The sequence below is a fragment of the Paenibacillus sp. MMS18-CY102 genome, from assembly GCF_009789195.1.
Classification (GTDB): Bacteria; Bacillota; Bacilli; order Paenibacillales; family Paenibacillaceae; genus Paenibacillus_T.
Genome location: NZ_WSTC01000004.1, coordinates 105,500 through 118,042, shown reverse-complemented (window position 1 = coordinate 118,042; position 12,543 = coordinate 105,500). Strand labels below are relative to the sequence as shown.

13 protein-coding genes are annotated in these 12,543 nt (G+C 51.0%); 9 read left to right on the top strand and 4 right to left on the bottom strand.

The features are described 5' to 3' along the window. The first annotated feature begins 51 nt into the window (after window positions 1–51). From GON22_RS04260 to GON22_RS04250, 3 genes are all read left to right on the top strand, one after another. Window positions 52–1,044, top strand: coding sequence for a glycosyltransferase family 2 protein (locus GON22_RS04260; RefSeq protein ID WP_160394867.1), 993 nt, complete (start codon window positions 52–54; stop codon window positions 1,042–1,044). 116 nt (window positions 1,045–1,160) lie between these two features. Then, complete coding sequence (locus GON22_RS04255) at window positions 1,161–2,570, top strand: undecaprenyl-phosphate glucose phosphotransferase (RefSeq protein WP_160394866.1); 1,410 nt, start codon at window positions 1,161–1,163, stop codon at window positions 2,568–2,570. Then, complete coding sequence (locus GON22_RS04250; protein WP_160394865.1) at window positions 2,560–3,507, top strand: glycosyltransferase family 2 protein; 948 nt, start codon at window positions 2,560–2,562, stop codon at window positions 3,505–3,507. Before GON22_RS04255 ends, GON22_RS04250 begins: the two co-directional genes overlap by 11 nt. Before the next feature lie 147 nt (window positions 3,508–3,654). Here the strand turns inward: GON22_RS04250 and GON22_RS04245 are convergent, their stop codons facing one another. The 3 genes from GON22_RS04245 to GON22_RS04235 all read right to left on the bottom strand — a co-directional run bounded on the left by GON22_RS04245 (window position 3,655) and on the right by GON22_RS04235 (window position 5,933). Then, window positions 3,655–3,801, bottom strand: a complete 147-nt coding sequence (locus GON22_RS04245; RefSeq protein ID WP_160394864.1) for a hypothetical protein — start codon at window positions 3,799–3,801, stop codon at window positions 3,655–3,657. Between the two features lie 64 nt (window positions 3,802–3,865). Beyond that, complete coding sequence (locus tag GON22_RS04240) at window positions 3,866–5,098, bottom strand: nitrate/nitrite transporter (protein ID WP_160394863.1); 1,233 nt, start codon at window positions 5,096–5,098, stop codon at window positions 3,866–3,868. A gap of 280 nt (window positions 5,099–5,378) precedes the next feature. Beyond that, entirely contained in the window at window positions 5,379–5,933 is a 555-nt protein-coding gene (locus GON22_RS04235) for an ANTAR domain-containing protein (RefSeq protein WP_160394862.1), read from the bottom strand. Between the two features lie 372 nt (window positions 5,934–6,305). On the opposite strand from GON22_RS04235, the gene nirB reads away from it, so the two are divergent. The 6 genes from nirB (at window position 6,306) to GON22_RS04205 (ending at window position 11,678) form a co-directional block, all read left to right on the top strand. Then, window positions 6,306–8,756 carry a nitrite reductase large subunit NirB gene (gene nirB / locus GON22_RS04230; RefSeq protein ID WP_160394861.1) on the top strand — a complete coding sequence of 817 codons (2,451 nt, stop codon included), beginning with the start codon at window positions 6,306–6,308 and terminating at the stop codon, window positions 8,754–8,756. A 120-nt stretch (window positions 8,757–8,876) separates the two neighbouring features. Beyond that, window positions 8,877–9,209: a nitrite reductase small subunit NirD gene (nirD, locus tag GON22_RS04225; protein ID WP_160394860.1), complete on the top strand. Its 333-nt coding sequence runs from the start codon at window positions 8,877–8,879 to the stop codon at window positions 9,207–9,209. Window positions 9,210–9,241: 32 nt separating this feature from the next. After that, a complete protein-coding gene (locus GON22_RS04220) occupies window positions 9,242–10,174 on the top strand; it encodes a uroporphyrinogen-III synthase (protein ID WP_160394859.1) in 933 nt (310 codons plus the stop codon). Between the two features lie 167 nt (window positions 10,175–10,341). Further along, window positions 10,342–10,935, top strand: coding sequence for a TetR/AcrR family transcriptional regulator (locus GON22_RS04215; protein ID WP_160394858.1), 594 nt, complete (start codon window positions 10,342–10,344; stop codon window positions 10,933–10,935). Between the two features lie 6 nt (window positions 10,936–10,941). Continuing rightward, window positions 10,942–11,352, top strand: a complete 411-nt coding sequence (locus GON22_RS04210; protein ID WP_160394857.1) for a DMT family transporter — start codon at window positions 10,942–10,944, stop codon at window positions 11,350–11,352. Beyond that, window positions 11,352–11,678 (top strand): DMT family transporter, encoded by a 327-nt coding sequence (locus GON22_RS04205; RefSeq protein WP_160394856.1) that lies wholly within the window; start codon window positions 11,352–11,354, stop codon window positions 11,676–11,678. The genes GON22_RS04210 and GON22_RS04205 overlap by 1 nt, the downstream gene beginning before the upstream one ends. 2 nt (window positions 11,679–11,680) lie before the next feature. Here GON22_RS04205 and GON22_RS04200 read toward each other — a convergent pair whose 3' ends face one another. After that, window positions 11,681–12,520 (bottom strand): MerR family transcriptional regulator, encoded by an 840-nt coding sequence (locus tag GON22_RS04200; RefSeq protein WP_160394855.1) that lies wholly within the window; start codon window positions 12,518–12,520, stop codon window positions 11,681–11,683. Window positions 12,521–12,543: the final 23 nt, after the last annotated feature.

Sequence of the window (12,543 nt, the reverse complement as noted above, 5' to 3'; positions counted from 1 at the left end):
ACGAGCAATGCGAGTCGTGACGATAAGGACAGAAAGGAAGGAGAAGGCGATATGATTCAGGAGCCATATGCCAGCAACAGCAGCAATGAGCCAGAGACTCCATGGACCGTTCCCACGCTGGGCGTGTGCATTGTGACCTACAACAGCGAAAGCGATATTGCAGGCTGCCTTGATGCAGTGCTTGCCCAGACTTATCCGATCACTCGCATCGTAGTCGTTGACAATGCTTCTGCTGATGGGACACTGGATGCACTGATTCCCTACAAGGAACGCATTGTGTTAATTCCGTCTTCCACCAATACTGGCTTCGCAGGTGGGCAAAATATCGCCATCAAGCACGCGGAAACGGATTATGTGCTCGTATTAAATCCTGATGTCCGGTTACAGCCGGATTATGCAGCGAACGTAATTGCCGCGATGGCAGTTGATTCGGGGATCGGCAGCGGCTGTGGGCTTCTTGTTCGCACGGGCAACGGCTCGGTTGTCGATAGTACGGGGCTTGCGATGAGCCGTACAGGACAGGCGACTGACCGCGGGGCAGGCGAAGAGGCAAGCCGCTGGCAGACGCCGGGTGATGTATTTGGCGTTTCTGGCGCGGCTGCGCTTTATGCTTCTAGCATGATTGCCGATATTTCAATCGATGGGCAATTTTTCGATGAGACGTTTTTTGCCTACAAGGAAGATGTTGACGTAGCTTGGCGTGCGCGTTTGCTTGGGTGGAGATCGGTCTATGTTCCTTCGGCAAAAGCGGTGCATGGGCGCGGCTGGAAGCAGGGAGGCCGCCGGGCGATCTCGATTTGGGTCAGGCGCCATTCCTACCAGAACCAATGGTTCACGCTGCTGAAGAACGAACCGTTAAGATGGCAGTCTATCTATCTATGGCCTATAATTGCTGCTAAGGAATTAGTTAAGCTTGGCTATATCATCGTAAGGGAGCCAGGGCTGTTGGCCTGCTGGCCCCGTATCATGCGTACTTTGCCTGAGATGCTGCGTAAACGCAAGATCATATATTCATTGCGAAGAAAACGTTTACACCATTCATAGGTAAAATTAATGGGCATTTTGTATGTATATGGATATATAGATTGGTTTTCGATATATTATTTGATAGAATGATAGACGATAGATTCTTCGATTTATTGAGATTGGAGTCGGATAAAATGATTCGACAAAATCAACGTTTTCTTACACAGGTATACGTACTCACGGACTTATTATGTGCACTGCTCGTGTTCCTTGGCGCCTACTGGCTCAAGTTTCATAGTGGGCTTCTGTCCCATTACTCGACGCTGCCATTTAAGAGTTACCTGACATGGGGGACGGTATACGCATTCGCACAGGTTGTCATTGGCTTCTACATTGGTCATTACGCGCCGAGGCGCCGTAAACGGTTTTCCTACGATGTGCTGAAAATCGTGCAAGTGCACAGCGTTAGTGGGCTGCTGGTGTTGAGCTTGCTCTATATAACGAAGGAAACCCATATTTCAAGGGAATTTTTGGCGCTGTACTTTGCAGCAGCTTTTTTGTCTAACATCGGCTACCGATTAGCGGTAAAACGTATATTGACATGGATGAGGCGCAAGGGCTACAACAAACGATACGTGCTTATTCTAGGTGCAGGCTCCGTAGGGCGCAGATTCCACAATCGACTTGCCAGCCAATCCGAGCTTGGTTATGAGGTCTATGGCTTCTTGGATGATTATCAACAGGAGCCAATGGATACAAGTGGTACCTATAAGCCGATCATTGGCAAGCTTGATGAGCTGGAGAAGACGCTTGCGGACAATCCAGTTATTGATGAGGTTATTGTTGCCCTTCCGCTAGAAGCGCATGCCAAATATGCGGAGTTGATTCAGATTTGCGATAAAGCCGGCGTGAAAACGCTCATTATCCCGGATTACTTTGATTTGCTTCCGGCTCGCCCGTTCTTTGATAACTTTGCAGGCATGCCGTTGATTAATGTTAGGGACATTCCGTTGGACGAGCTTGGCAATCGCTTGCTTAAGCGCACTTTTGATATATTGTTTTCCTTGGTTGCTATTGCGATTACGTCGCCAGTCATGCTTGCAATCTACACAGGCATTAAGCTGACATCACCGGGTCCAGTGTTGTTCAAACAGGAGCGGGTAGGATACAATCGCAAGCCATTCATGATGTTCAAATTCCGTTCTATGCATATGTCAACGGGCGAAGTGTCAGATAAACAGTGGACGGTGGAAAACGACCCGCGCCGTACCGCATTCGGTGCATTCCTTCGCCGGACAAGCTTAGACGAGTTGCCGCAGTTTTTCAATGTATTGTTGGGCCAAATGAGCATTGTTGGGCCTCGCCCTGAACGCCCCTTCTTCGTGGAACAGTTCAAGGAAGAGGTGCCGCGGTATATGGTCAAGCATCATGTTCGCCCTGGCATTACTGGCTGGGCACAGACCAATGGCTTGCGCGGCGATACTTCTATAGAAGACCGGATTGTACATGACTTGTTTTATTTAGAGAATTGGACGTTTTTATTCGATATCAAAATCATAATGAAGACCATACTGAAGGGACTTGTGAACAAAAATGCCTATTGAGCGAGCAGTCCCTAGCGTTTCTGTCATTATTCCGACTTGGAATGCTGGCGAAGCGTTCGGGGAGCTATTGCATCGATTAAGCCAACAGTCCGTCAGTCCTCATGAAATTATCGTTATTGATTCGTCCTCAACAGATGGGACGGCGGAGTTGGCTCGCCGGGCTGGCGCTGTCGTCTTGTCCATTGCCCAACAGGAGTTTGATCATGGCGGAGCCCGCAATCGCGCAGCCTCCGTGGCGACTGGCGATATGCTTGTGTTTATGACACAAGATGCCTTGCCTGCTGATGATAGCTTGCTCGAGTCGCTGATTCGTCCTCTTGCAGCAGCAGAAGTTGCTTATGCTTATGCGAGGCAGCTTCCTTATCCGGATGCGAATTTGTTAGAGCGAACGGCAAGAGCGCATAATTACCCTGGCGAGTCGATGGTGAAATCCCAGCATGACATTCCTCGCATGGGGATTAAAGCTTTCTTTTGCTCCAATGTATGCTCAGCCATGCGCAGGGAAACGTTCGAGCGAATGGGGAAATTCGATGAACCGGTTATGTTTAATGAAGATTTATTGTTTTCGGCGCGCTGTGTTTTAAACGGAGGGTTAATTGCTTATGTGGCTGATGCAAAGGTATTGCACTCCCATATGTTCACGCTGAAGCAGTTGTATAAACGGTTTTATGACAATGGGGTTTCGATCGGGACGCATCGCTGGATAGCGGTACATGCGCAAGCGGAAAAGGCGGGCTCAGGCTTGCTGCGATCCCAGCTCCAAGCAATATGGAAACATCGCAAGCCTTGGCTTATTGCCCGTCTTGTCCTGGAGTCAGTGAGCAAGTATGTAGGATATAAGCGTGGGCTTCGTCGTGGGTTGAGCCTAGTTACGCCAGGCCAAGTGGCAGTCCCGAATGAGTTAGGCGGGTCAGGGTCATCTACTAAGACATTGTAGCATAACAAAAAACGGTCACGTTCCGAGGAGGGTAACGTGGCCGTTTTTTTGTTTGTTGTATTGCGGGCGCAGGCGGCGCTGTCGGGGGCGGAGGGAGTGGGTGGTGGGACCGCGCCCGTATGCCGCGCGCTCCGCGCCCGCATTGGTTTATTCGAATATCTCGAACATATCCGTAACGTCCAGCCAATCCCCGAGATCGGTCATATCCCAAGCGGAATCGAAGTCAACGGCTGCGGGGGCTGCCTCCGGTAATCCTGTTGCCAAAGCGGTATCTGCCGTATTCCATGTGAACATATGCGATCATCCTTTCGAGTTTGCAAAGTTTAGGGTTATGGCTGCCGTAATGATTATTCGAAGCTTAAGATGGCAATGCGCCGCTTTCTTCAACGCGTGCTTTGCCGCCAGTGCCGAGCCAGCTCCGTTTCCAGCTGCCTTGCACGATCAATAGCGTGACGACGCATAATGCAGCAATAACACTTGCGATAATGAATCCAGTCGAGTAGGAGCCAGTAGCCATCTTGATATTGCCGAGAAGCTTAGGCAAGAAGTAACCGCCTAGGCCGCCAGCTGCGCCGACGATACCGGTAATTAAGCCGATTTCTTGCCGGAACCGTTGCGGTACGAGTTGGAATACAGCGCCGTTGCCCATGCCCAGTGCCATCATCATGATGAAGAGGAGGACGATGATGAGGCTGATCGACGGAAGGGTCGAAATGCCGAGCAACATAACTGCAGCGATGCTGTATAATCCCATCAGCATGTTGATGCCGCCTACTTTATCGGATAGCCAGCCGCCTACGGGGCGGAACAAACTGCCTGCAATAACGCATAGGGTTGCGAAGTCAGCGGCGCGAACAGGGCTTAGGTTGTACTGTGTATTGAAGAAAATCGTTAAGTAGTTGGCCATGCCGACGAATCCGCCGAACGTTACGCCATACAGTAAACAGAACAGCCAAGTATCGCGAATCGACAGCACTTTGGCATAATCCGAAAGTTTTCTTGGCGCAGGTTGATTCGGGCTATCTTTGGCCAAAATAGTGAATACGATGAAGACGATTGCGATTGGGATGAGAGCGAGCCCGAATACAACGTGCCATGAGCCAAAATGTGTGGCAATCCGGTTAGCGAATAGTGTAGAGAATACCGTGCCACTATTGCCTGCACCCGCGATCCCCATTGCAAGCCCTTGATATTGCGGTGGATACCAGCGGCTAGCGAGCGGGAGTGCTGCAGCAAACGAAGCGCCTGCAAAACCGAGGAGCAGTGCTACAACGTACAAACCGCCAAGTGAATCAACGAACTGCCAGCCGAGGATGAGCGGTACCATTGTGATGATCATGCCGAGCTGGCCTGTGCGCTTCGGTCCGATATAATCGGTCAGGAAGCCAAACACGAGGCGAAGAATAGAGCCGCCGAGCACCGGCAGTGCAACCAGGTTCGCTTTCTGTGAGGCATCCATCGGATAATCGCTCATAATAACAACGGCGAGCGGCCCGAGCATGCTCCAGATCATGAAGCTGATGTCAAAGTAGGCAAATGCGCTGAACAACGAGGGCGTGTGCCCGCTTTTTAAAAATCCTTTACCTGCCATAGTATAAAACTCCTCTCCAAGTTAGCGAATCTCTTCTCTCTCTGTCTGTTTCGGTTTCCCGTGATAGATCGATGTTAGGTATTGCTATTCTAAAAAAGATGGGGCCAAACTGCGCTCCAGTTAGGATAGCAGTTTGGCCCCATTGCCATCGGCGACACGACATTGTGCCAACCGTTGATTGATTCACGACTCTGTGAATGTAATAGGATTATATGACACGCGTCATTTCCATGTCAATATACCTAACACAACTTTTTTGGATGTCAGCTTTTCTTGTGACTTAACCGTGAATAAGTTGATAAACCTTCACGATCGATGCGGCGACTTCACCAATTCTCTTCCGGTCATTCATCGCTTGTTTGCGCAAAAAGTCATAAGCTTCCGCTTCATTAATGCCTCTGATCTCACATAACACGGCTTTCGCCTGATCGATCCACTTTCGTTCCTCAATACGTTGTAACAATTGCTCACGTTCATCTGCCCACCGTTTGCGTTGCTGGTGAACGCGTGCTCCCCATTGCAGCGTGTGACGTACATCATTAGAACTCATGGAAGAGAATATAACGCCATCTAATGAATAACCCCAATCCATTTGCTGTGGCAGTTGCTGTTCTGTGCAATACCAGAAGAGGGGGAGGCGGCGCATTGCTGTAAGCGACGCTTGGCATTCCGGCATGCGTGGCAGCTTTACAGCCATAATTGCAGCATCTGCGACAGCGATCAGGCTGCACGCTTCTTTATCTGATGCCACGTGGTGAACCGTTCTTCCATCTTCCCGCAAAAGCGAGAGCAATTCCGCATTATTGCCTTCATTAATTACTAATATAGTCTTCACTAGGGCGGTTCACCTCGCTTAAGAACTAAAAGCTTTCATTCCATATCCGACTGTATACTTATTTGTTATAAAATATAACATAGAGATAGAGGGCTGTCGACGGCAAAACGTATGGCGTGAAAGAGAATCGTAGTACGACATTTTTTTATGTTAGGATAGTTGACATATCGAAGGATGTTTAATATACTGGGAACAGTTAAACGAATAGCAGACGGCACAATGGCGTGCCGCAAAACGATGGCAATGGAGCCTATCACTTCCGTGGATGTACAAACACACACTCACGCTAGGGATAGGCTTTTTATGTTTTCATACAGGATCCGAGGCAGTGTGAGGTTTTCTGACCACGGTGAAACGTCAGGAGGAGAGACGATGAAGAAATTAGTCATGATCGGTAACGGCATGGCCGGCGTATCGTTCGTAGAACAGCTGTTGAAGCTGAATCCGAATCGTTACGAAGTTACGATTATTGGTGCGGAGCCGCATCCCAACTATAACCGGATTATGTTGTCCTCGGTGTTGGCTGGCGAAGCGACGATGGAAGATATCGTGCTGAACAGCTGGGAGTGGTATAAAGAAAACAATATTCAACTGCACGCTGGCCAAACAGCGACAGCAGTGGATACGGCGAATCGTACAGTAACGACGGATCAAGGCATTACGGTTGAATACGACGAGCTCGTATTTGCGACGGGATCGCTTCCGTTCATGCTGCCGCTTCCGGGTGCTGATAAGGAAGGCGTTATTGCTTTCCGTGATATTAAAGATTGCGAAACGATGCTCGATGCATCGAAACGATATAAGAAAGCTGTAGTAATCGGCGGCGGCTTGCTCGGGCTAGAAGCGGCACGCGGACTCATTAATTTGAATATGGAAGTTAGCGTTGTCCATATTCATCATTATTTAATGGAGCGCCAGTTGGACGAGACGGCAGCTAAGCTGCTGCAAGCAGAACTGGAGCGCCAAGGCATTAAGTTCTTGCTCTCCAAAAACTCCGACACGATCATCGGTGGAGATCGCGTCGAAGGGTTGACGTTCAAGGATGGCACAATGGCGGAAGCCGACCTGCTTGTAATGGCTGTTGGCATTAAAGCTAACGTGGGTGTTGCCAAAGAAGCTGGCGTTGAAGTGAATCGCGGCATTGTCGTCAACGATTACATGGAGACGAACACGCCTAACGTATACGCGCTCGGCGAATGTGCAGAGCACCGCGGCATGGTGTACGGTCTCGTCGCACCATTGTATGAGCAAGGCGCGATTTTGGCGAAGAAGCTCGCTGGCGTGGATTCCGAAGGGTACAAAGGTTCTGTTCTGTCAACGAAGCTGAAAATTTCCGGCGTTAACGTATTCTCCGCAGGTGATTTCAGCGACTCGCCAGAAACGCGTGCACTCCGCGTACAGGATGACCTGGATGGCGTCTACAAGAAAGTTGTATTCCGTGACGGCAAAGTGCAAGGCGCGGTATTGTTCGGCGATACGGCAGACGGCTCCAAACTCTTCTCCTACATGAGAAGCGGCGAAGATTTCTCCGGGCGCGAGAAGGAAGTATTGTTCGGCGCTTCCGGCGGCGGCAATGCCTCCGGGCCTGAGGATCTCGTAAAAGCGATGAGCGGCGACGAAATTGTCTGTGGTTGCAACGGGGTAACGAAAGATACAATCGTTGAATCGATTACGGAAAAAGGCTGCGTCAGCGTACAAGAAATCAAAGCGTGCACGAAAGCTTCAGGTTCTTGTGGCGGCTGTAAACCGCTCGTAGAAGCGATTTTGCTTGCAACGGTTGGTGCGGATAATGTATCGGCTGTCAAAGAAGGCATTTGCGGATGTACGTCACATTCCCGCGACGAAGTGGTTGAGTCTATCCAACGCATGCGTTTGACGACTTCCCGTGAAGTTATGGCTGTCCTGGATTGGGCGAATCCAGAGGGTTGCTCGAAGTGCCGCCCTGCGCTTAACTACTACCTCGGCATGGTATGGCCTGCTGAGCATGAAGATGAGCAAGAATCGCGTTTCGTTAACGAACGCAACCATGCAAACATTCAGAAAGACGGCACGTTCTCGGTCGTGCCACGTATATATGGCGGCGTAACGACGCCAGAAGATTTGAAACGGATCGCGGAAGTGGCGGAGAAATACGAAGTGCCGCTCGTTAAGATTACGGGTGGACAACGGATTGACTTGCTCGGCGTGAAGAAAGAGGATTTGCCGAAAATGTGGAAGGATCTCGACATGCCTTCAGGTTATGCTTACGGCAAGTCGCTCCGGACTGTAAAAACATGCGTAGGCAACACGTTCTGCCGCTTCGGTACACAAGATGCGATTAAGATGGGCATCGACATGGAGAAGAAATTCGAACGGTTGAATACGCCGCATAAAGTAAAACTTGCTGTATCGGGATGCCCGCGTAACTGCGCGGAATCGACGATTAAGGACTTGGGCGTCATTGCAATTGATGGCGGCTGGGAGCTCTATGTAGCGGGTAACGGCGGTACGAAGGTTCGCGCTGCTGAGCTGCTCGTTAAAGTGAAAACCGAAGAAGAGGTTCTGGAATGGACCGGCGCTTACCTGCAGTACTATCGCGAAGATGCGCACTACTTGGAGCGCACGAGCGAATGGGCACAGCGGATTGGGCTGGATGCGGTTAAGAAGGCGCTTGAGAAGAAGGAAGACCGTGACGCGCTGAATGCCCGTATCGACACGACGCTCGACCTGATGAAAGACCCATGGCAGCAAATTATTGAAGATGACGGCCTGCGCAGCGCGTTCGATGCACTTACGGCACCTGTTGTGACGGAAGCGGCTGCTGCTGGCGAGCCTAAGGCATAATAAATTCGGATGAATAGGGGAAAAGGCGCGCCGTAGACAACATGTTGCGCGCCTTGCGGAGAGGCCTGTTCGGATGGCAAGTTTAATGAAGTGGTCGGATGTAGAAGGGAGAGGGCATCAATGGAGCAATATATCGTAGGCCAAATTTCGGAGTTTCCGGAGCGTCGGGGAAAGATTTTCAAAATGGGCGAGCTGGAGCTGGCGATGTTCAAGCTGAGCGATGGCACAGTCAAGGCAGTTGAAAACAGCTGCCCGCATAAGCAAGGCAAGTTATCGGAAGGCATTGTGTGTGATGGGCATGTATACTGTCCGCTGCATGATTGGAAAATTAACCTCACCAACGGCCTGGTGCAAGATCCAGATGAGGGCTGTGTGAAAACCTACGAAGTAACGGTGGAAAGCAACGGCAATGTCGTTCTGCATATCGATGCATCCCGGTTGAAAGTGTCTTAGAGTAACAAGCTTGCGTCGAGGGGGGAACGCCAATGGCAAGGTTAGAGGGAAAGAAAATCGCAATTACGGGGCCGCGCAAAGCGGAAGATATGGCGCGGATGATCGGCAAATTTGGCGGAGAAGCGGTTATTCGTCCGGCACAGGGCACGGTGTTTCTGGATGATTCGCAATTTGCAGATCAGCTACGGTCGCTTATCGAGCAGCCAGTCGATTGGCTCGTCCTGACGACTGGTGTGGGCACGGAAGCTTTGCTGTCCACGGCCGAGAAGCTGGGCCAGCTTGACCGCTTCATCGAGACGCTTCGCGGCGTGAAGCTCGCCGCGCGCGGCTATAAGACCGTTAATGTGCTGCGCCGGCTTGGGTTGACGCCGTTCGTTCGGGACGAAGATGGCACGACAGCAGGGTTGTTGCGGCTGATGGAACCGCATGACCTGTCGGGCCAGCGTGTTGGGCTGCAGCTATACGGCGATCCGGCTCCGCGTTTGAATGCGGTGCTGCAGTCGTGGGGCGCTGATTGCGAGGAAATACTCCCTTACCGCCATATTCCCCCTGAGGGCGACGTAGTTAGCCAATTGCTTGGCGAGATTGTTTCTGGTGCAGTGGACGCGGTTGCTTTCACGAGTACGGTACAAGTTCGGTATGTAATGGCGCAGGCTGCGAAAGCAGGTTTGTTGCAGCAAGTGTTAGATGCATTCGCAGGTCCGGTACTCGCAGTTGCAGTTGGCAAAGTGACAGCGGAGGCGTTGTATGAGGAAGGCGTGGCGCGCGTGTTGTTCCCAGAAGAGGAACGGATGGGCAGCATGGTTGTCGCGATGTCTAAGTATTACGAGGCTGGAGCGCTTGCCGGTGAAGCGAATGTGGCATCATTGGACATGCAGCTAGGCTTATCCTCCGCTGATGCGGCAATGATCGATGTTGCTAATGCAGCGGGTGAATGCGCTAGTGGCGCAACTGGCAGAAGCTAAGGCAATTGTTGCGATTTTTCGCTTAATATTTTCTCGTATATTAAGGGGTGGCTCTACGGAGCTGCCTCTTTTTGTTATGCCGTTGACTTAGTGTGAGGATTCCGATAAAATGGGCGATAAATCAACTAACTAACGTTCGTTAGGAAAATTGAATCGGGGTGTGTCGCATGAAGGATACGGCGCTTCGCATTAAGCAGACTGCATTGCGGCTATTTACGGAATATGGATTCGAAGGGACGTCGATGTCTGACATTGCCAAGGCGGTAGGGATCAAAACGCCTTCTATATATGCGCATTATGAATCCAAGGAGCAGTTGTTCATTCAGCTTATAGAAGAAGTAATAGGTGAGGAGCAAGCTGGCTGGATGGCGATGATAGAGAAAAATGCTGCTCTCAATCAGTCTGCTCAAGCGAAGCTAAAACAATTTTTTGAGTTTTTTACTGACTTTAATGAGTTATCCATCGGGCAGACGTTTCTAAAAAGGACGGTGCTTGTGCCGCCTCGAGGGCTGGTGGAACGAATTCGCCAAGATTTGTTGGCTTATGAAGAAACGATCTCGGCTCACCTGCTCTTGTTGCTGCAAGAGGCGTCGGCCGAAGCGGGTGCGGGAGGGATCGATGGAAAGCGGCTGCTTGCCGTTTTCTATGCGTTAATTGACGGGCTGCTCGTCGAGTACCAGCTTTATGATGCGGATACGCATCGGGGACGGACGCTGTTGGCTTGGGAATGGTTCTGGGACAGCATCAAGAGAGGGGGATGACGGACGATGTCTTGGATGTATTTGATCGTAGCGGGATTTCTAGAGGTAGGGTGGGCATTCGGTTTGCAGGAGTCCCACGGGTTTACGAAGTTAGTGCCGAGTATTGTGACGATTGTGACGCTGGCTGCCAGCTTTATGTTGTTTGCGAAGGCGATGAAGACGATTGAGATCGGTACGGCTTATGCGATATTCACGGGATTAGGGACGGCAGGAACGGTGCTCGTTGGCATGCTGTTTCTCGACGAACCGGTACAGCTTGGCAAGCTTATCTTCGTAACGGTTCTGTTGTGTGGCATCGTCGGGCTGAAGGTTGTGGCCAAAGAGAAGCAGCCGGAGGGGCAGTTGGTGCAACAGCCGGAGCAGCCGCAGGGGAGTGAACGGCAACAGAATGAGGAACAAGAGAAGGAGGTGCAGTGATGGCGTGGATATTTTTGATCATATCTGGACTTGGTGAAGTGAGTGGCGTAACGTTCACGAAGCTGTCGGATGGCTTCCGTAAATGGCAGGGCACGGTTGGGGCGATTTTATCGGGACTTGTCAGTTTCTACTGCTTATCGCGCTCCTTGCAGGAAATCCCGATCAGTACGGCGTATGGCATTTGGACCGGGATTGGTTCGGCTGGCAGTGTAGTTCTTGGCATGGTGTTATTCCGTGAGTCGAAGGATTGGCGCAAGCTAGCCTTCATCGGCATGATTATCGTTGGTGTCATTGGGTTGAAAATGGTCGGCGGCACGGCGCACTAGCCTTAGGGTGTGAGAGCTCGCTCGACAGGAATTTGAATCTCGAACATGGCTTCACTCGGCTGGTCCGTAATCGTAATGTCAATCTGCACGACCTGCAGAGCGTCACCGGCTAGCCGGAAGCCGTGCTGGGCAATATAATCGCATAACGTCTCTAGCCCTTCGGTGCGTTCCCAGAACTCGCCGATGCAGCGGAGACAGGCATATAAGCCGCCTGGGGCAAGATAGACAGAACCCTCGGGCGGCTTTGTCGTGTCCTTATAGGAAACGAAGAGTGTTGAAGGCAGGCCGAATTGGCGTGAAGCCAGGTGCTCCCGGGGGATAAGCACCCCGAGCCGATTGCTGGCGAGGATAGGAGCACGTTCGGACAGATTGTTTTCGAGGGCCAATATGCCATAGCACAGCTCCAAATTGTTGCGGACGGGCCGTTCCAGCGTTAATAATGCCCGATCGGGAAATTCACGCAGCATGACGTGCTGCTGTTGTTGTTCAGATGCGGTGACCTCTTCGAGAAAAGCGATCTTATCACGGACGTTTCGTTCAAGCTCTACCCACTCTTTTAGCTTCGTTTGAAGCTCCTCGTGCTTGCTCTTCAACATGGCTAGTGACTTGCTTACATGCCGGTCGCGGAAAAATGTTTTGACCTCATCGGTGTTCATGCCCAGCTGGCGCAGCTCCTTGATTGTCCCTAATATTTCGAATTGAAAAATAGAGTAATAACGATAGCCGGTTGAAGGGTCGGTATGGGCTGGTTTGAATAAATCGATTCGATCGTAATGGCGAAGCGTCTCGGTCGTTAGGCGCCTTAGGCGTGCCATTTCGCTTATTGTGAGCTTTTCTTTCATAGATGGGCGTCACCCTCGCGTTT